Annotated in this window: 15 protein-coding genes and 1 riboswitch; of the genes, 5 read left to right on the top strand and 10 right to left on the bottom strand. The window is 72.0% G+C overall.

Going from position 1 to position 18,388, the window contains the following annotated elements; all coding sequences use genetic code 11:
• Positions 1–134: 134 nt before the first annotated feature.
• A complete protein-coding gene (locus KY5_RS30455; RefSeq protein ID WP_098245218.1) occupies positions 135–1,391 on the top strand; it encodes an MFS transporter in 1,257 nt (418 codons plus the stop codon).
• A complete protein-coding gene (locus KY5_RS30450; protein ID WP_098245217.1) occupies positions 1,333–2,670 on the top strand; it encodes a D-arabinono-1,4-lactone oxidase in 1,338 nt (445 codons plus the stop codon). Before KY5_RS30455 ends, KY5_RS30450 begins: the two co-directional genes overlap by 59 nt.
• A 6-nt stretch (positions 2,671–2,676) precedes the next feature.
• On the opposite strand, the gene KY5_RS30445 is transcribed toward KY5_RS30450, so the two are convergent.
• Complete coding sequence (locus KY5_RS30445; protein ID WP_234362921.1) at positions 2,677–3,876, bottom strand: hypothetical protein; 1,200 nt, start codon at positions 3,874–3,876, stop codon at positions 2,677–2,679.
• A gap of 464 nt (positions 3,877–4,340) precedes the next feature.
• Here KY5_RS30445 and sepH point away from each other — a divergent pair, with 464 nt between their 5' ends.
• Positions 4,341–5,444, top strand: coding sequence for a septation protein SepH (gene sepH / locus KY5_RS30440; RefSeq protein WP_098245216.1), 1,104 nt, complete (start codon positions 4,341–4,343; stop codon positions 5,442–5,444).
• Between the two features lie 81 nt (positions 5,445–5,525).
• On the opposite strand, the gene KY5_RS30435 is transcribed toward sepH, so the two are convergent.
• Positions 5,526–6,371 carry a sulfurtransferase gene (locus tag KY5_RS30435; protein WP_098245215.1) on the bottom strand — a complete coding sequence of 282 codons (846 nt, stop codon included), beginning with the start codon at positions 6,369–6,371 and terminating at the stop codon, positions 5,526–5,528.
• 440 nt (positions 6,372–6,811) lie between these two features.
• Between KY5_RS30435 and KY5_RS30430 the strand changes: the two genes are divergently transcribed.
• A complete protein-coding gene (locus KY5_RS30430; protein ID WP_234362920.1) occupies positions 6,812–7,537 on the top strand; it encodes a VOC family protein in 726 nt (241 codons plus the stop codon).
• Between the two features lies 1 nt (position 7,538).
• Here the strand turns inward: KY5_RS30430 and KY5_RS30425 are convergent, their stop codons facing one another.
• From KY5_RS30425 to KY5_RS30410, 4 genes are all read right to left on the bottom strand, one after another.
• A complete protein-coding gene (locus KY5_RS30425; RefSeq protein ID WP_098245214.1) occupies positions 7,539–8,201 on the bottom strand; it encodes a thymidine kinase in 663 nt (220 codons plus the stop codon).
• Positions 8,202–8,272: 71 nt separating this feature from the next.
• The gene (locus KY5_RS30420; RefSeq protein WP_098245213.1) at positions 8,273–9,463 is read right to left on the bottom strand and encodes an alkaline phosphatase family protein; all 1,191 of its coding nucleotides are present in this window, start codon (positions 9,461–9,463) and stop codon (positions 8,273–8,275) included.
• Positions 9,463–10,050, bottom strand: a complete 588-nt coding sequence (locus KY5_RS30415) for a DUF5998 family protein (protein ID WP_055544901.1) — start codon at positions 10,048–10,050, stop codon at positions 9,463–9,465. Before KY5_RS30415 ends, KY5_RS30420 begins: the two co-directional genes overlap by 1 nt.
• Positions 10,051–10,133: 83 nt before the next feature.
• Positions 10,134–12,974, bottom strand: a complete 2,841-nt coding sequence (locus KY5_RS30410; protein WP_098245212.1) for a bifunctional GNAT family N-acetyltransferase/acetate--CoA ligase family protein — start codon at positions 12,972–12,974, stop codon at positions 10,134–10,136.
• A gap of 155 nt (positions 12,975–13,129) precedes the next feature.
• Between KY5_RS30410 and KY5_RS30400 the strand changes: the two genes are divergently transcribed.
• On the top strand, positions 13,130–13,411 hold the full coding sequence (locus tag KY5_RS30400) for an HPr family phosphocarrier protein (protein ID WP_030021209.1): 282 nt from the start codon (positions 13,130–13,132) through the stop codon (positions 13,409–13,411).
• A 132-nt stretch (positions 13,412–13,543) separates the two neighbouring features.
• On the opposite strand, the gene KY5_RS30395 is transcribed toward KY5_RS30400, so the two are convergent.
• The 4 genes from KY5_RS30395 to KY5_RS30380 all read right to left on the bottom strand — a co-directional run bounded on the left by KY5_RS30395 (position 13,544) and on the right by KY5_RS30380 (position 18,351).
• Entirely contained in the window at positions 13,544–14,230 is a 687-nt protein-coding gene (locus tag KY5_RS30395; protein WP_098245211.1) for a GntR family transcriptional regulator, read from the bottom strand.
• A gap of 215 nt (positions 14,231–14,445) precedes the next feature.
• Positions 14,446–15,246, bottom strand: a complete 801-nt coding sequence (locus KY5_RS30390; protein ID WP_098245210.1) for a M23 family metallopeptidase — start codon at positions 15,244–15,246, stop codon at positions 14,446–14,448.
• 12 nt (positions 15,247–15,258) lie between these two features.
• Positions 15,259–15,420: riboswitch (cyclic di-AMP (ydaO/yuaA leader) on the bottom strand.
• Between the two features lie 196 nt (positions 15,421–15,616).
• Positions 15,617–17,002 carry a M16 family metallopeptidase gene (locus KY5_RS30385; protein ID WP_098245209.1) on the bottom strand — a complete coding sequence of 462 codons (1,386 nt, stop codon included), beginning with the start codon at positions 17,000–17,002 and terminating at the stop codon, positions 15,617–15,619.
• Positions 16,999–18,351, bottom strand: coding sequence for a M16 family metallopeptidase (locus tag KY5_RS30380; protein WP_098245208.1), 1,353 nt, complete (start codon positions 18,349–18,351; stop codon positions 16,999–17,001). The genes KY5_RS30385 and KY5_RS30380 overlap by 4 nt, the downstream gene beginning before the upstream one ends.
• Positions 18,352–18,388 lie beyond the last annotated feature (37 nt).

Raw genomic sequence — 18,388 nt, 5'->3', positions numbered from 1 at the left:
CCTGCCACCCGCCACTGACAGCGAAAAATCACGGTGCGCTCCGGCCTGTCGGAGCCGTAAGCTGTATGGGCCATCTTTACGCCTTACCGGAGCCCCTCCCCTGGAGCCGCCCCGGCGCCTCAGCGGAGTCCCACGTGCCAAGCCCCTACCGCGCCATCTTCGCCGCCCCCGGCACCAAGGGTTTCTCGGCGGCCGGCCTGCTCGGCCGGATGCCACTGTCGATGATGGGCATCGGCATCGTGACGATGGTGTCCCAACTGACCGGGCGGTACGGCCTCGCGGGCGCGCTGTCCGCCACCGTCGCGCTGTCCGCGGCCGCCATAGGGCCGCAGATCTCCCGCCTGGTGGACCGGCACGGCCAGCGTCGGATCCTCCGGCCCGCGACGCTGGTCTCCCTGGTCGCGGTCGCCGGGCTGCTGCTCTGCGCGAAGTTCGAGGCACCCGACTGGACGCTGTTCCTCTTCGCCGCCCTGGTCGGCTGTGTGCCGAGCGTGGGCTCGATGATCCGGGCCCGCTGGGCCGTGCTCTACCGCGACACCCCGCAGCTGCACACCGCGTACTCCTTCGAGTCCGTGATCGACGAGGTCTGCTTCATCTTCGGTCCGATCATCTCGATCGGCCTGTCCACCGTCTGGTTCCCCGAGGCGGGACCGCTGCTCGCCGGGGTGTTCCTCGCCGTGGGCGTCTTCTGGCTGACGTCCCAGCGGGCCACCGAGCCGGTGCCGCACTCGCGCGAACACCACACCGGCGGCTCGGCGTTGCGCTCCGGCGGACTGCGGGTGCTCGTCGCCACGTTCGTCGCGACCGGCGCGATCTTCGGGTCGATCGACGTGGTGACGGTGGCGTACGCGGAGGACCAGGGCCACAAGTCGGCGGCGAGTCTCGTGCTCGCGGTCTATGCCCTCGGTTCATGCCTTGCCGGAGCGGCCTTCGGCCTGGTCCACTTCAAGGGAGCCCCGGCACCCAGGTGGCTGCTGGGTGTCTGTGCGATGGCCGTGAGTATGATCCCGCTTCAACTGGTCGGGAACCTTCCGTTGCTGGCCGTGGCGCTCTTTGTCGCGGGCCTCTCCATCGCGCCGACGATGATCACGACGATGGCCCTCGTCGAACAGCACGTACCACGCGCGAAACTGACCGAGGGCATGACCTGGGTGAGCACCGGCCTCGCGGTCGGCGTCGCGCTCGGCTCCTCCGCGGCCGGCTGGGTCATCGACGCCGCGGGCCCGGACGCCGGGTACGGGGTTCCGGGGATATCCGGAGCCGTCGCGGTCGCGGTCGGATTCCTGGGGTATCGCCGGCTGAAGCAGCCGGTTCCGCGACGGGGAGGGACCCATGAGCACGGGAACGGGCAGGGGCACGAGCAGCGGGAAGAGCACAGCGGCGTGGCGTAACTGGGCGGGCAACGTCACCGCGCGGCCGGTCAGGGAGACCACGCCCGCATCGGTGGAGGAGCTCTCCTTGGCCCTGCGCAGGGCCAAGGAGGACGGCCTCAAGGCGAAGCCCGTCGGTTCGGGACACTCCTTCACGGCGACCGCCGCGACCGACGGCCTCTTGATACGCCCCGATCTGCTCACCGGCATCCGGAAGATCGACCGCGAAGCGGGCACGGTCACCGTGGAGGCCGGCACTCCGCTCAAGCGCCTGAACGCGGCGCTCGCCCGCGAGGGCCTATCGCTCACCAACATGGGCGACATCATGGAGCAGACCGTCTCCGGAGCCGTCAGCACCGGGACGCACGGCACGGGCCGCGAGTCGGCCTCGATCGCCGCCCAGATCAGGGCACTCGAGCTGGTCACCGCGGACGGCTCGGTGCTGACCTGTTCCGCGGCCGAGAACCCCGACGTCTTCGCGGCCGCCCGCATCGGGCTCGGCGCGCTCGGCGTCATCACCGCGATCACCTTCGCCGTGGAGCCCGTCTTCTACCTGACGGCCCGCGAGGAGCCGATGACCTTCGACAAGGTCACCGACGAGTTCGACGCGCTCTTCACCGAGAACGAGCACTTCGAGTTCTACTGGTTCCCGCACACCGGCAACTGCAACACCAAGCGCAACAACCGGAGCCCGGGCCCCGCGGCCCCGCCCGGCAGGGTGAGCGCCTTCGTCGAGGACGAGCTGCTCTCCAACGGCCTCTTCCAGGTGGTCAACTCGCTCGGCCGCGCCGTGCCCGCGGCCATCCCCGGCATCGCGAAGATCTCCAGCAAGGCGCTCTCCGCCCGCACCTACACGGACATCCCCTACAAGGTCTTCACCAGCCCTCGCCGGGTGCGCTTCATGGAGATGGAGTACGCCGTCCCGCGCGAGGCCCTCGTGGAGACCCTGCGCGAGCTCAAGGCGATGGTGGAGCGCTCGCGGCTGCGGATCAGCTTCCCCGTGGAGGTCCGCACGGCGCCCGCGGACGACATCGCGCTCTCCACGGCATCGGGCCGGGAGAGCGCGTACATCGCCGTCCACATGTACAAGGGCACGCCCTACCAGGCGTACTTCACCGCTGCCGAGCGGATCTTCACCGCGCACGAGGGGCGGCCGCACTGGGGCAAGGTGCACACGCGCGACGCGGAGTACTTCTCCAAGGCGTACCCCCGCTTCGGCGAGTTCACGGCCCTGCGCGACCGCCTCGACCCGGACCGCCTGTTCGGCAACGACTACCTGCGGCGCGTGCTGGGCGAGTGACCCCGCCTACGGCTTGGGGGTCTCTCCCTGCTGCGGGTCTCCGCCCGTGCCGGTCCCCGTGCCGCTCGACGGAGTGGGCGTCGGGGTCGGCGTGGGCGTCGGGTCCGTCTTCGAACCGTCGTCTCCGGAGCCGGTGTCCTTGTCCTTGTCGGGGTCCGTGCCGGTGCCCTTGTCCGGGTCCTCCTTGGAGCCCGATCCGGAGTCGGTGCCGTCGCCAGTTCCCTTGTTCTGGTCCTGGCCGCCGGTGCCGTTCGGGTCCTGGGTGGCGTTGCCGTCACCCTGCTGGTGGTCGGAGCCCGAGGTGCCGTCGTCCGACGGCTGCCCGGAAGGATCGGACGGCGGCGTGGACGGCTCGTCCTTCGGAGGCGTGTTGTTCCCCTTGAAGACGTTGCTGAACGTCGTCCCCGTGCCACTGCCGCTGAAGTTCTCGTCCGTGACCAGCTCGTACGTGGTGATCCCCGCCATGGTGACGCCGAAGACGACGGCCGCGGCGATCAACGGCCGCTTCCAGCTGCGGATCTGCGTACGGTGCGTGGTGCCCTCGGTGAACTCCTCCGAAGGCGTCGGTACGCCGGGGTCGGGCAGCGGAACCGGGACAGGACCCCCGACCCGCAGCACGCGCGTGGCGTCGTCGCGCGGCACCACCTGCGTGGCGTCCACGGACCCGAGGAGCTGGGTCCGCTCGGCGTCCTGGTCGTGGTCCGCGACGGGCAGCAGGGCCGTGGGGTCGGCCGCGCCCGTCACGGGCAGCACGGCCGTCGGGTCCGCCGCATCCGTGACCGGCAGCGCCGTGGTCTCATCGGCGGCGTCGGCGGCCTGGGGCCTCCCCCACGTCGTGGTCACGGGCCCGGTGGCGCCCACGGCCCCCGTATAGGCGGCCGCTCTGAACGTCCCCGGCACCTGCGCCGCGGCCTGCGCGGGAACCTGTCGCGCCTTCGGCTTGGCCTGCACCGTGACGTCACGTATCTGCTCGCCCGTGCGCTTGAAGAAATGCTGGAAGACGGTGCCGCCACAGGTCGCGATCGCGCTCACGACACCGGCGCCGAGGATCGTCCCGTAGACACCGAGGTTGGAGGCGAGCTTCGCCGCCACCACCGCGGCGATGGCACTTCCCGCCACCTGCGGCACGCTGAGATCGAGGCGCCGCTTGCCCTCCGACGCCTGCTCGTCGTTCGACTCCTTGCCGGAATCCGGCTTTTCTCGCATCTCCGACCCTTGCCTACCTTTCTCGACCGACTACACGAGAAGGGGACGTATGACCGAAGTGATTAGTTCCGTTTCCGGCTTTTCCGTGAAGTGCGCCACGCGTGCGTACGGCCCGCCGAACGGAGGGGCCCGCCAACTCCCTTCCCCCACGAGAAGTTCGGCGGCGCGGCGGTCCACCCGCGTGGCCCGAATGGAGTACTGTTGCGAGCCCTGGGTCCGGTCTCCCGCCAGGGTGCCCGGGACCTTGCCAGGACCGCCGGGTGGGGGGCTCGCTGCACAGGGTGACGAACGTCGTCACTTAGCGTTGCGAAAAGGTAACCGTGCCATAACGGCGGTCCAGGGCCCCTGCCCGACACGCCGGGCAACTCGGCAAGGTTGTGGCAGGCTGCACCCGGGCAGGCCACACTCGACTAGCGGAAGCAGCGACGCACGTGACGTCGGCAGGCACCACCCGGGAGGTCCCCATGCCCGAACTGCGTGTCGTGGCCGTCAGCAACGACGGCACACGGCTGGTGCTGAAGGCTGCGGACAGCACGGAGTACACGCTTCCGATCGACGAGCGGCTGCGTGCGGCAGTCCGCGGCGACCGGCCCCGACTCGGCCAGATCGAGATCGAGGTGGAGAGCCACCTCCGCCCGCGCGACATCCAGGCGCGGATACGTGCCGGTGCCAGCGCGGAGGAAGTCGCCTCCTTCGCCGGAATCCCCGTCGATCGCGTCCGCCGCTTCGAAGGACCCGTGCTCGCCGAGCGCGCCTTCATGGCGGAGCGTGCCAGGAAGACACCCGTGCGCCGTCCCGGCGAGAACACCGGACCCCAGCTCGGCGAGGCCGTCCAGGAGCGCCTGCTCCTTCGCGGCGCCGACAAGGACACCGTCCAGTGGGACTCCTGGCGCCGCGACGACGGGACCTGGGAGGTCCTGCTCGTCTACCGCGTCGCGACCGAGCCGCACTCCGCGAGCTGGACGTACGACCCGCCCCGGCGGCTCGTCCAGGCCGTGGACGACGAGGCGCGCTCGCTGATCGGCGAGACCGACGACATCGCCGCGCCCGAGCCCAGCTTCCCGTTCGTGCCGCGCATCGCCCGGCTGCCCAGGGACCGTCCTCTGGACCGCCCGCTGGAGCGGCCGCTCGACCGCGCCCTCGACCGGCAGCTGGACCGCCCGGGCGTTCCGGCCCCTCCGGCCGACCCGTCGGAGGAGAGCGCGGGCGCGGGTTCCGCGGTGGCCGAGCAGGAGCGTGACTCGCTGACCAGCCTCCTGGAGGCGGTGCCGAGCTTCCGGGGCGACATGGTCGTGCCGGAGCGTCCGTCGGCGGCGCCCGCCGCGGAGCTGCCTCCGCAGGAGGAACCCGAACAGGAGCCCGACGCGGAGGAGCCGCCCGCCGCGGCAGGCGCCGGTGCCGCGTACGCGGACGTGCTCATGCCCCGCTCGGTGGCCAGCCACCGGGACCGCCTGGTCGGCTCCACCGACCGCCAGGCGGAGGCCGACGGGGTGCGCCCCGGCCGTCGCGCGGCGGTGCCCAGCTGGGACGAGATCGTCTTCGGCACGCGCCGCAAGAAGCAGGAGTAGCGCGGCACGAAAAGCAGTGCCTACGGAGAGGGGGCCCACACCGTATCGGTGTGGGCCCCCTCTCCGTAGGAGTGCGGAACGCTACTGCGGGTCCGCTCCCGTCGCCACGGGGCGCTCGGGGTCGGCCGACCACTCCGACCACGAACCGACGTACAGCGCGGCCGGGATCCCCGCCACCGCGAGAGCGAGCACCTCGTGGGCGCCGGAGACGCCTGATCCGCAGTAGACGCCGATCTCCGAAGTGCCCGAGGCGCTCGAAGTGGACGAGACACCCAGCGCCTTGAAGCGGTCGGCCAGCTCGGCGGGCGACTTGAAGCGGCCGTCCGCGGTGACGTTCTCCGTGGTCGGCGCCGACACCGCGCCCGGGATGTGCCCGGCGACGCTGTCGATCGGCTCGACCTCGCCCCGGTAGCGCTCGCCCGCGCGGGCGTCCAGGAGCAGACCCGAGCGGGCCAGGGCCGCCGCGGAGTCGGCGTCCAGGAAGTCCGTGCTGTTCGGGGCCGGCACGAAGGAGCCCTCGGCCGGGGTGCCGCCCTCGCCCTCCTCCAAGGCGCCGGCCCACAGGGCGATGCCGCCGTCCAGGACGCGGACCGAGGGGTGACCCGTCCAGCGCAGCATCCACCACAGACGTGCGGCCGCCCAGTTCTGGCCAGTGTCGTACACGACGACATCCCTCTCCGGAGAGACACCCGCCGCCCGCATCACGGCACCGAAGTGGTCGAGGTCCGGCAGCGGATGCCTGCCCGCCGCACCCGCCTCACCCGTGACATCGGCCTCCAGGTCGACGAAAACAGCAGACGGGAGGTGCCCTTCCCGGTACGCGGAGCGCATGGAGCCCTCGTGCTGCCAACGGACGTCGAGCACGACGGGCGGCCGCTCGCCCGTCAGGTCGCTCGCGAGTTCGGATGCGGAGATGATGGCATTCATGGGCCCCATCCTCGCGCACGGGGTGGCCGCGCCGCCAAGGTCCGGCTACCCTGCTCCGCCGGACGTCGCCCGAACACGGGGCGTACGGAAGCCAGCACGCCCTGTACAGCAGATGGACACAGCTCGGCAATCACGCGTTCGCGGGTGAGAAACCACATTTCGGGCATCCTCGGCGGGAAGCCGACGGCGCGGCGCGGCCGGGACGCGCGGCGCGACAGGTGGTGCGAGCATCTGCGAGGGCGCGCATTCGCGCGGCGAGGGTACGCGCGTTCGGAAGCGGAGCGGCCCCCATGAGGGCCGAGGAGAGGTTGACGATGACCGAGGCACGGGCGGACGGAGCCTCCCCTGGAAGGGGCTCGTCGGAGTCCTTGGGGCAGGTTTCGCGTGACGGCGCGAGGACCGGTCGGCACGCACCCGGCACACCATGCTGGGTGAGCCTGATGGCACATGGCCTGACCGCCACCCAGGAGTTCTACGGGGCACTCTTCGGCTGGGAGTTCCGGCCGGGACCCGAGCAGCTCGGCCCCTACGTGCGGGCGCTGCTCGACGGCCACGAGGTGGCGGGCATCGGCCAGCTGCCGCCCGACCGGCACCTGCCCATCGCCTGGACGCCCTATCTGGCCAGCGACGACGTGGACGCGACGGCCGAGGCGGTACGGCACTGCGGCGGCACGGTCGGTGTGGGCCCGATCGACGCGGGCGAGGCCGGGCGGATGGCCATCGCGTCGGACCCGGCGGGCGCCGTCTTCGGCATCTGGCAGGCCGCGGGCCATCGGGGCCAGGCGGTCGCGGGCAGTCCGGGCACACCCGTGTGGAACGAACTGCTGACGCGGGAGACCGCGAGCGTCGCCACGTTCTACCGGACCGTCTTCGGCTTCGCCGAGGACCCGGTCGTCTCGGCCGACTTCGACTATCTGACGCTGCGCGTGGCGGGCCGCCCCGTGGCGTCCGTGCACGGCGCGGGCCAGGCGCTGCCGCGCGACCGGGGCCCGCACTGGATGACGTACTTCGAAGTCGCCGACGTGGACGAGGCGGTGGACCGGGTCGTCGAGCTCGGCGGCCACGTCGTCAAGCCCGCCAGGGACGGCACGCACGGCAGGACGGCCACGGTCGCCGACCCGGAGGGCGCGGTCTTCACCGTCGTACGGTCGCACCCCGCCGAATGAGTCAGGAGCGGACGGCCACCGCGTCGACCGGCAGCACGTCGGGCGAGAGAGCACCGGCGCGCGCGGTCGCCGCGGTCGTCCTGCGCCGGTGGTGACGGCGGCAGAGCACCTCGTAACCCACCTCGCCCGGCTGCTGGTTGACGTCGCCGACGACGACCTGGGCGCCTTCGACGACCATCTCGCCGCCTATGGTGCGGGCGTTGTGCGTGGCGCGGGCGCCGCACCAGCAGAGCGCCTCGACCTGGAGCACCTCGACCCGGTCGGCGAGCTCGACCAGGCGCTGCGAGCCGGGGAAGAGCTTGGAGCGGAAGTCCGTGGTGATGCCGAAGGCGAAGACGTCGAGGCCGAGGTCGTCGACGACGCGGGCGAGCTGGTCGATCTGGCCCGGGGCGAGGAACTGCGCCTCGTCCGCGATCACGTAGTCCGCGCGGCCGCCCTGGGAGAGGTGGTCGACGAGGTGGGCGTAGAAGTCGAAGTCGTCGGCCGCCTCGATCGCGTCGGTGACGAGCCCGAGCCGCGAGGACAGCTTGCCCTCGCCCGCGCGGTCGTCCCGCGTGAAGATCATCCCCTGGAGTCCCCTGGCCGAGCGGTTGTGCTCGATCTGCAGAGCCAGGGTGCTCTTTCCGCAGTCCATCGTTCCGGAGAAGAACACCAGCTCGGGCATGGGGAGTTGAGGACCTTTCGGTACGTGCGTCGTCGGAGGGCGTCGGCAGGGGGCGCCGCGGGGGCGTACGGCTAGGAGCGTACTTCGAGGAGCGGCACGAGCTGCTCGACGGGGGTCATGGAGCCGTGCATGCCGACCAGGGCGGACTCCTTGGGCTCCTTCTCCGTGGCGATGATCGCGACGTCGTCGTGGGCCGCGGCGACGATGTCGCCGATGCGGTCGTACACACGTTGATCAATGTGTGGACCGAACCAGCCCGCGGCGATCGCCTCGTCCCTGCTGGCCACCCAGAACTGCTCGCCGAGCACCTCGCGCCAGACGGTCAGGACGTCGTTCTGGGCGCCGGGCACCGCGTAGACGTGCCGGGCGCGGCCCTCTCCGCCGAGCAGGGCGACGCCCGCGCGCAGCTCCCAGTCCTCGTCGAAGTCGATGCGCGAGGCGTCGTCGAAGGGGATGTCTAGCATGCCGTGGTCGGCGGTCACGTACAGGGCGCTGCGCGGCGGCAGTTGCTCGGCGAGGCGCTGGGCGAGCCGGTCGACGTACATGAGCTGGCCGCGCCAGGCGTCGGAGTCCACTCCGAAGCGGTGGCCCTTGCCGTCCACCTCCGCGTAGTACGTGTAGACCAAGGACCGGTCCCCCGCGGCCAGTTGCGCGGCGGCGAGGTCCATGCGGTCCTCTCCGGAGAGCCTGCCCCGGAAGGATCCGCCGCTCAGGGCGATCTTGGTGAGCGGGGTGTTCTCGAAGGTCGGCGACGACACCTGCGCGGTGTGGACGCCCGCCGCGTGCGCCTGCTGGAAGACGGTGGGGTACGGCTGCCACTTGCGCGGGTCGGTCCAGGGGTTCCAGCGGAGCTGGTTCATCAGCTCCGCGGTGGCCGGATTGCGGACCGTGTAGCCGGGCAGGCCGTGCGCGCCGGGCGGCAGTCCCGTGCCGACCGAGGCGAGCGAGGTCGCGGTGGTGGCCGGGAAGCCCGCGGTGATGGGCTGCCCCGTGCCGCCGCGCGAACTCGCGATGAGCGAGGTCAGGAAGGGCGCCTCGGCCGGATGGGCCTTGAGCTGCTCCCAGCCGAGGCCGTCGATCAGGAAGACGCAGTTCCGGTCGGCCGGGGCGAGTTCGGGGATGACGGGCTGCTCGTAGCCGGGCACTCCCTGGTGGGCGATGAGCGTGGGCAGCAGATCGGCGAGCGATCCGGCGCCGTACGCGGGCACGGGGGCGGTGTCGAGGGCGAGCGGCTGTACGTCGTCCCAGGCGGGCAGGGACATCAGCGGGCGGTCTCCGCGGTCGCCTCGGACAGGGCCTGGGCGAAGGCCAGCGTCTGGCGCACGGCGTCGGGGCCGTCGCCCGCCTCGCTGACGCGCAGGCTGAGGTCGTCGGCGGTCGAGCTGCCGGTGTACCCGTGGTCCGCCTCGCAGTTGGGGTCGCCGCAGGCCGCGGGCTCCAGGTCGATGCGGGAGACGGCGCCCCAGCCGATGGTCAGGACGACCTCGCGGGGCAGCGCGCCCGGCACGTACTTCTCCGGGTTGGCGACGACGCGGCTGACGACGACCGACGAGATCCGGCCGATCTTGACCGACTCGGTGGAGGTCGTCGCGTACGGCGTCGGGGACGTGCTGTCCGCCGCCTGCTCGTCGGTGTGGCTGACGATGAAGCGCGTGCCGGTCAGGACGAGGACCGTGACGTGCCGACGCACCTCGTTCGCGTCGAACGTGGTCTCCTGGTGGACCAGATACGACCCGATGGCCTCGCCGCCGATCGCGGCCTCCACCGCCTCGGCCACGAGGGCCGGGTAGTAGCCGCTGCGCTCGATCGCCGCGCGCAGCCCCTGGGTCGTCGTACCGGTCTTTGCCATGCCCTCCATCCTACGGCCCGGCGCGGGGCGCACGGTGCCCCGTGGCGGCCCCGGTGCCCGGCGGGTGCGCTCGGGCGTCCCGCTCAGTAGCCGGGCAGGGTGCGCGGCCCGAGGTCGTCGCGGGCGGGCGGGGGCGCGAGCCGCACGGAGGCGCCGAGCACGGAGAGTCCTCGCGGGGCCACGACCACGGGCTCCAGGGAGACGCCGACCACCTCCGGGTGGTCGTCGACGAGCCGCGAGACCCGCTGGAGCAGCTCTTCGAGGGCCGGGGTGTCCACGGGGGCGGAGCCGCGCCAGCCGAACAGGAGCGGAGCGGTCCGGATGGATCTGATCAGGGAGCCCGCCTCCCGGTCGGTGACCGGGACGAGCCGGTGGGCGGTGTCGCCGAGCAGCTCGGAGGCGGCGCCCGCGAGACCGAAGGAGAGCACCGCTCCGGCCGCCGGGTCGATGACCGCGCGGACGACGGTGTCGACGCCGCGCGGGACCATCCCCTGGACGACCGGACGCAGCTCGGCGGGCTTGCCGAAGGTGTCGGTCAACTCCTGGTAGGCCCTGCGCAACTGCTCCTCGTCCGCGAGGTCGAGGCGGACGCCGCCGAGGTCGGCGCGGTGGCGCAGGTGCGGGGCCGTGGTCTTCAGGGCGACGGGATAGCCGAGCGTGCGGGCGGCCGCGGCGGCCGCGTCCGGATCGGGCGCGGGCAGGGCGCGGCGTACGCGAATGCCGTAGCGCCCGAGCAGTTCGTGGGCGTCGTCCTGGCCGAGGGTGGCGCCGCGCGGATCGTCCTCACCGGCGAGCAGCTCCCCGATCCGCTCGGCGGCCCCGCCCTCGTCGATGTCCTCGTACTCGTGCACCCGCCCGGGCTCGGCGGCATCGCGCCGCCACTGCGCGTACTTGACCGCTTCGGAGAGGGCCCGCACGGCCCGCTCGGCGGCGGGGTAGGCGGGGATGCGGTAGTCCTCCGGGTGAGTCGCTCCTGTTGTGGGCAGGCGTCCCGCACGGCGGGACGGGTGGGCACAACCCCCGTCGCGGAGTACCGGTACTGGAGCATCAGGCCGGGTACTAGTAGCAGCGGCCAACGCGGCAGCAAGCCCACCAAGCTCGACGTGAACCACGGCGACCGGCTTCGCAGAGCAGCGCGCGGCGGCGGCCCGCAACTCCGTGGCCAGGGTCTCGGGGTCGGCAGCGCCCCCGTCCTCCCGCACCCACGGAATCGCGTTGACGATCACCGCGTCACACCCGTCGTCCGACAACGCGTCGGCGAGCGCGGCCCTGAAGTCCGCGGGCGTCGCCCCGGTCGTCAGATCGCGCGGCGGCAGCGGCCGCAGCCCGTCGGCCACGCACGCGTCGTACGTGAGGAGCCCGAGCGACTCGGAGTTGCCGAGGATCGCCACGCGCGGCCCCGCGGGCAGCGGCTGGCCCGCGAGGAGCAGCCCCGCGTCGACCATCTCCGTGACCGTGTCGACGCGGATGACACCCGCCTGGCGCAGCAGCGCGGAGACGGTGGCGTGCGGCAGGCGCGTGGGCTGCACGGCGTGCCCGGTCGGCGCGATGCCGCTGTGCCGGGCGCCCTGCACCACGACGAGCGGCTTGGCGCTCGCCGAACGGCGGGCGAGGCGGGTGAACTTGCGGGGGTTGCCGATGGTCTCCAGGTACATCAGCGTGACGTCGGTGTCCGGGTCCTCGTACCAGTACTGGAGGACGTCGTTGCCCGACACGTCCGCACGGTTGCCCGAACCCACGAACGTGGAGAGGCCCGCGCCCCTCCGGTGGAGGCCGGACAGCAGGGCGATGCCGATCGCGCCGGACTGCGTGAACAGACCGATCCTGCCGCGCGCGGGTCCCTCGGGCGCGAGCGAGGCGTTGAGCCGCACCTCCGGAGAGGTGTTGATGACCCCGAAGGCGTTCGGGCCGATGATGCGCATGCCGTACGACCGTGCCTGGCGCACCAGTTCGCGCTGCCGCTCGCGCCCCTCGGCGCCGCTCTCCGCATACCCCGCGGAGATCACCACCAGGCCCTGCACGCCGCGCTCACCGCACTCGGCGACGACCCGCGGCACCCGTTCCGCGGGCACCGCAACGACCGCGAGGTCGACCGGCTCACCGGTGTCGATGTCCCGCACGGAGCGGTGGGCGGGCACCCCGTCGAGCTCGCCGTCGCCGTCGAACTCGCCGTTCACCGCGTACAGCCGACCGGCGTATCCGGCCTCCTGGAGGTTGCGCAGCACGCTGCGGCCGACCCCGCCGGGGGCGCGGCCCACGCCGACCACGGCGACCGAGCGGGGGGTCAGGAGTCGCTGCACGGACCGCGCCTCGGCACGGTGCTCGCGGGCGCGCTGCACGGCGAGCGAGCGGTCGGTCGGCTCCAGATCGAACTCCAGGCGTACGACGCCGTCCTCGAAGCTGCGCTTCTGCTGGTAGCCCGCGTCCGTGAACACCTTGATCATCTTGGTGTTGGCGGGCAGCACCTCGGCCACGAAGCGGCGGATGCCGCGCTCCCTGGCGACGGCCGCGATGTGCTCGAGGAGCGTGGAGGCCACTCCCCTGCCCTGGTGGGCGTCCTGCACGAGGAAGGCGACCTCGGCCTCGTCGGCGGGCGCGCTGGCGGCCATGCCGCGTCCGTCGATGCGGTCGTAGCGCACGGTGGCGATGAACTCGCCGCCGACGGTCGCCGCGAGCCCCACGCGGTCCACCTGGTCGTGATGGGTGAACCGGTGCACGTCCTTGGCGGAGAGGCGGGGGTAGGGCGCGAAGAACCGGTAGTACTTCGACTCGTCCGAGACCTGCTCGTAGAAGCTGACGAGACGGTCCGCGTCCTCGGCCGTGATGGGCCTGATCCGGGCGGTGCCCCCGTCGCGCAGCACCACATCGGCTTCCCAGTGGGCGGGATAGTCGTGCCGATCCGGCTGATCCGACGGGCTCTGCATGGGGCCAGGGTACGGGTCGCGCGCCCGCTGGGGCCGGGGCAGGCTAGGACAGGTCGAAAGGCGACCGGGAGCGGGACGTACGTCCGGCAGACCACCCGTGACGGCATGAGACACTGGTCTAGACAAGTGTGAAACACCTGGAAGGGCAGCAACACATGGCTGAGCGCCGCGTCAACGTCGGCTGGGCCGAGGGCCTCCACGCCCGACCCGCCTCCATCTTCGTCCGCGCGGCCACGGCCGCCGGCGTCCCCGTGACGATCGCCAAGGCCGACGGCAACCCGGTCAACGCCGCCTCGATGCTCGCGGTGCTCGGCCTGGGCGCCCAGGGCGGCGAGGAGATCGTGCTCGCCTCCGACGCCGAGGGTGCGGACGCCGCCCTCGACCGTCTGGCGAAGCTCGTCGCCGAGGGGCTCGAGGAGCTTCCGGAGACGGTCTAGGACACGTCGGACACGTTCCACGAAATACGTCGATGGGGTCGCCCGGAATTCCGGGCGACCCCATCGACGTATGTAGAGAGAATAAAAAGAGAGCCGTCCCGCTTTACCTACTTCTTGTATACGGCGCCCGTGTTAATTCCGGAGCGCCGCCGTGTTTACTGCAGGTTGCACTTCGCTCACACCGTCGCCCCGCGCCGACGGGCGCAATCGGTACGCGCCCTTCGCCCGCTCCACGTGCGCCGCGGTCAGCGACCTGGCGCGCTCCGCGTCCCCGCGGGCCACCGCGCCGACGATCGCCGCCCGCTCGGACCACGACTCCGTAGAGGCCGCCCGCGCCTCCAGGACGTACATCCAGTCGACCTTGCGCCGCAGCTGGGTGAGGAGCACGCCGATGCCGGGGCCGCCGGACGCCTGGGCGAGCGTCTCGTGGAACCAGCCCACGAGCGAGCGCAGGTCCTCCCCCTGCCCGCGCCGTGAGCGCTCCTGGCCGAGCCTGACCAGGCCGCGGAGGACCTTGAGGTGCGCCTCGGTGCGGTGCTGCGCCGCGCGCGCCGCAGCGAGCGGTTCGAGCAGCGCCCTGACCTCCAGGAGGTCGGCGGCCTCCCGCTCGGTGGGCTCGGCCACGCACGCGCCCGCGTGCCTGCGGGTCACCACGAAACCCTCGGCCTCCAGGGTGCGCAGCGCCTCGCGCACGGGCACGCGCGAGACTCCGTAGCGCCGTGCGAGGAGCTCCTCGGTGAGCCGGCCGCCCCGTTCGTGGACGCCGGAGACGATGTCGTCCCGGATGGCCGTGCAGACCGATTGCGCGGGAATGCGCATGACCCAACCTCCGCCTTAATCCCCGCGAAACGCGGTCGATTGACGCTCGCCCGTCGACTCTATTGCAGGGCGCCGGAATTTCCGACGGCGGACCGAAATCCATGGATACCTTTTAGCCAAGACCAAGGGCAAGGCCAAGGACAAGGGCCGGGAAACGGCGAATGCCCCGGCTCGGTGAGCCGGGGCATTCGGTGCGTCGTTCAGGGGGCGACGGGTCAGACGTTGACGCCGTGCCCGCGCAGGTACGCGATGGGGTCCATGTCCGAGCCGTAGTCGGCGCCGGTGCGGGCCTCGAAGTGGAGGTGGGGGCCACTGGAGTTGCCGGTGGAGCCCGAGAGGCCGATCTGCTGGCCCGGGGTGACCGTCTGGCCGACGGTGACGCCGAGGGACGACATGTGGCCGTACTGGGTGTACGTGCCGTCGTTCATCTTGATGACCACGTTGTTGCCGTAGGCGCCGCCCCAGCCGGCCTCGACGACGGTGCCGGAGCCCACCGCGTGGACCGAGGTGCCGGACGCGGCGTGGAAGTCGATGCCGGTGTGGCTGCCGGAGGACCACATGGCGCCGCCGGTCTGGTAGCCCGTGGAGACGTACGAGCCGGAGATCGGGGCGACGTAGGTGTTCAGGCGCTTGCGCTCGGCCTCGCGGGCGGCGCGCTCCTTGGCCTCGCGCTCCTCCTTGGCCTTGGCCTTCGCCTTGGCCTCGGCCTTGCGCTTCTCCTCGGCCGCCTTCTTCTTGGCGGCCTCTTCGGCCTGCTTCGCGGCAGCGGCGTCGGCGGCGGCCTGCTTCTGCGCGGCGGCCTGGGCGTCGACGCTCTCGGCGAGCGAGTCGCCCACGGAGATGGCCTGGGTGAGGCCGGTGTGCTCGACGGCGGCGTCTTCGGCGGCGAGCGCCGGAGCGGCCAGCCCTCCGATGACACCGGTGGTGGTGAGCGCGGCGACGCCAGCTACGTTCGCGGTGGTACGCGTGAGGCGGCTCGGGCGACGGTGCTTCCCGGTGGCACGGGTGAACGCCATGAAGCGGCTGATCCTTTCCTTCCTTCTCGCCTACCGGGTTAGCTGACGGGTTCGGAGCAGGAAGGTCTCCTACGAGTTCCTCGCCTGGCGGCAAGGTTCCCGATTCACCCCAGGGACGTGTGGGTCCCCGGCTCCCCTGGCTCGCGCCGTACGGGGACTCGGCGATGACTGTCCGGTGCCGCGGATGCGACGTACTGCGTGACGGACAGCCGGATCGAAGCTAAACGGACCGTCTTTCAATCGCCAAACAGAACTAGCTTTTTGTAGCGCACGCCACACGGCAGACAGGCAACCTCCATATGAATTCGGACATATGGGGACCCCGGCGGTCACTTCGGCCACCGGGGTCCCGATATGTCCTGACTGCCCCTCAGCTCGTGACGACGGTCACTTCGCCGATCCCGAGCGCCCTGACGGGCTCCTCGATCTCCTCCGCGTCGCCGACGAGGATCGTCACCAGGCGGTCCTCCGGGAAGGCGTTCACGACGGCCGCGGTGGCCTCCACGGTGCCGGTGGCGGCGAGCCGCCGGTACAGCTGCGCCTGGAAGTCGTCCGGCAGGTGCTGCTCGACCTGGTCGGCGAGCGTGGCCGCCACGGAGGCCGCCATCTCGTACTTGAGCGGGGCCACGCCCACCAGGTTCTGCACGGCCACGTCGCGCTCGGCGTCCGTGAGGCCCTCGGCGGCCAGCGTGCGCAGCACCTTCCAGAGGTCGTCGAGCGCCGGGCCCGTGGACGCCGTGTCGACCGAGCCGCTGATGGCGAGCATCGCCGCGCCGGAGCCGTCCGGCCCGGAGCGCAGCACCTGGCCGAACGCCCGTACGCCGTAGGTGTATCCCTTCTCCTCGCGCAGGACGCGGTCCAGGCGCGAGGTGAGGGTGCCGCCCAGGCAGTACGTACCGAGCACCTGGGCGGGCCAGACGCGGTCGTGCCGGTCGGCGCCGATGCGGCCGATCAGGAGCTGCGTCTGCACCGCGCCAGGGCGGTGCACGATCACGACGCGGCCGGTGTCGTCGGCGGTCACCGGAGGCACCGGACGCGCCTCCGCCGTGTCACCGGTCCAGGCGCCGACGGTGTCCGCGAGGACGGCGTCCAGGTCGGTGCCCGTGAGGTCGCCGACCACGACGAGGGTGGCCGTCGCGGGCCTGACGTGCTTCTCGTAGAAGGCCCGCACGGCCGCCGAGTCGATGGCCGAGACCGTCTCCTCGCTGCCCTGGCGCGGCCGCGACATGCGCGAGGTCGCGGGGAAGAGCTGCCGGGAGAGCTCCTTGGCGGCGCGGCGGGCCGGGTTGGCCGCCTCGTGCGGGATCTCGTCCAGGCGGTTGGCCACCAGGCGCTCGATCTCGCTGTCCGCGAAGGCCGGGGCGCGCAGCGCGTCGGCGACCAGGCCGAGCCCCTTCGAGAGCCGGGAGACCGGGACTTCGAGCGACACGCGTACGCCCGGGTGGTCGGCGTGCGCGTCGAGCGTCGCGCCACAGCGGTCGAGCTCGGCGGCGAACTCCTCGGCGGAGTGCTTGTCGGTGCCCTCGTTGAAGGCCCTCGCCATGATCGTGGCCACGCCGTCGAGGCCCGCGGGCTCGGCTTCGAGAGGCGCTTCGAGGTGGATCTCGACGGCGATCACCTGCTGGCCGGGGCGGTGGCAGCGCAGCACCGTGAGGCCGTTGGTGAGGGTGCCGCGCTCGGGGGCGGGGAAGGCCCAGGGAGTGGCGGTGCCCGCCTGGGGCTGCGGGTGGAACTGCATCGTCGCGGCCTCGGTCACTTCGCCGCCTCCTCGTCGTCTGCGTCGGCGTCGGCGCCGTCTTCGGGGGTCACCGGCTCGTACACGAGCACCGCGCGGTTGTCGGGGCGCAGGCGGGCCTTGGCGATCTCCTGGACCTCCTCGGCGGTCACATCGAGAACGCGCTGGACGGCGGTCAGGGCGAGCTGCGGGTCACCGAACAGGACGGCGTACCTGCACAGTTCGTCGGCGCGGCCCGCGACCGTGCCGAGGCGGTCGAGCCACTCGCGCTCCAACTGCGCCTGGGCGCGCTCCATCTCCTCCGGAGTGGGGCCCTCCGCGGCGAAGCGGGCGAGCTCGTCGTCGACGGCGGCCTCGATCACCGGCACCTCGACGTCGCCGGAGGTCTTCACGTCCAGCCAGCCCAGCGAGGGCGCCCCGGCGAGCCGCAGCAGGCCGAACCCGGCCGCGACCGCCGTACGGTCACGGCGCACCAGGCGGTTGTAGAGCCGCGACGACTCGCCGCTGCCGAGCACCGTGAGCGCCAGGTCCGCCGCGTCGCACGCGCGCGTGCCGTCCTCCGGCAGCCGGTAGGCGGCCATCAGGGCGCGGGCAGGGACCTCTTCCTCGACGACCTCGCGCAGCTGCTCGCCGATGCGCTCGGGCAGGGAGCCGTCGCGCGGCGGCTGCTTGCCGTCGTGCGAGGGGATCGACCCGAAGTACTTCTCGACCCAGGCGAGCGTCTGCTCCGGGTCGATGTCGCCGACTACGGAGAGGACGGCGTTGTTGGGCGCGTAGTACGTACGGAAGAAGTCGCGGGCGTCTTCCAGCGTGGCCGCGTCCAGGTCGGCCATGGAGCCGATCGGCGTGTGGTGGTACGGGTGGCCCTCCGGGTACGAGAGAGCGGTCAGCTTCTCGAACGCCGTGCCGTACGGAACGTTGTCGTAGCGCTGGCGGCGCTCGTTCTTGACGACGTCGCGCTGGTTCTCCATGGACTCTTCGTCGAGCGCGGAGAGCAGCGAGCCCATCCGGTCGGCCTCCAGCCACAGGGCCAGCTCCAGCTGGTGGGCCGGCATCGTCTCGAAGTAGTTGGTGCGCTCGAAGCTCGTGGTGCCGTTGAGCGAACCGCCCGCTCCCTGGACCAGTTCGAAGTGGCCGTTGCCGTGCACCTGCTGGGAACCCTGGAACATGAGGTGCTCGAAGAGGTGCGCGAGGCCGGTTCGCCCCTTGACCTCGTGACGGGATCCGACGTCGTACCAGAGGCAGACCGCGGCGACCGGGGTCAGGTGGTCCTCGGAGAGCACCACGCGCAGGCCGTTGGCCAGCCGGTGCTCGGTCGCTGTCAGCCCGCCGGAGCCGGCCTCGGCTGTGGCCGTGTGACCCATGGGCATGTACGTCCCTTCGATCGCTGAAACATTGCTGGTTCTG

The organism is Streptomyces formicae, from assembly GCF_002556545.1.
In the GTDB taxonomy this organism is placed as follows: Bacteria; Actinomycetota; Actinomycetes; order Streptomycetales; family Streptomycetaceae; genus Streptomyces; species Streptomyces formicae_A.
Note: the sequence above shows the minus strand (reverse complement) of the source record. Positions and strands in the feature narration are given on the sequence as shown.

Excerpts from the sequence above, each read along its gene's own strand:
- KY5_RS30450 (WP_098245217.1), top strand. The coding sequence starts at position 1,333 with ATGAGCACGGGAACGGGCAGGGGCACGAGCAGCGGGAAGAGCACAGCG.
- KY5_RS30445 (WP_234362921.1), bottom strand. The coding sequence starts at position 3,876 with ATGCGAGAAAAGCCGGATTCCGGCAAGGAGTCGAACGACGAGCAGGCG.
- sepH (WP_098245216.1), top strand. The coding sequence starts at position 4,341 with ATGCCCGAACTGCGTGTCGTGGCCGTCAGCAACGACGGCACACGGCTG.
- KY5_RS30435 (WP_098245215.1), bottom strand. The coding sequence starts at position 6,371 with ATGAATGCCATCATCTCCGCATCCGAACTCGCGAGCGACCTGACGGGC.
- KY5_RS30430 (WP_234362920.1), top strand. The coding sequence starts at position 6,812 with ATGGCACATGGCCTGACCGCCACCCAGGAGTTCTACGGGGCACTCTTC.
- KY5_RS30425 (WP_098245214.1), bottom strand. The coding sequence starts at position 8,201 with ATGCCCGAGCTGGTGTTCTTCTCCGGAACGATGGACTGCGGAAAGAGC.
- KY5_RS30420 (WP_098245213.1), bottom strand. The coding sequence starts at position 9,463 with ATGTCCCTGCCCGCCTGGGACGACGTACAGCCGCTCGCCCTCGACACC.
- KY5_RS30415 (WP_055544901.1), bottom strand. The coding sequence starts at position 10,050 with ATGGCAAAGACCGGTACGACGACCCAGGGGCTGCGCGCGGCGATCGAG.
- KY5_RS30410 (WP_098245212.1), bottom strand. The coding sequence starts at position 12,974 with ATGCAGAGCCCGTCGGATCAGCCGGATCGGCACGACTATCCCGCCCAC.
- KY5_RS30400 (WP_030021209.1), top strand. The coding sequence starts at position 13,130 with ATGGCTGAGCGCCGCGTCAACGTCGGCTGGGCCGAGGGCCTCCACGCC.
- KY5_RS30395 (WP_098245211.1), bottom strand. The coding sequence starts at position 14,230 with ATGCGCATTCCCGCGCAATCGGTCTGCACGGCCATCCGGGACGACATC.
- KY5_RS30390 (WP_098245210.1), bottom strand. The coding sequence starts at position 15,246 with ATGGCGTTCACCCGTGCCACCGGGAAGCACCGTCGCCCGAGCCGCCTC.
- KY5_RS30380 (WP_098245208.1), bottom strand. The coding sequence starts at position 18,351 with ATGCCCATGGGTCACACGGCCACAGCCGAGGCCGGCTCCGGCGGGCTG.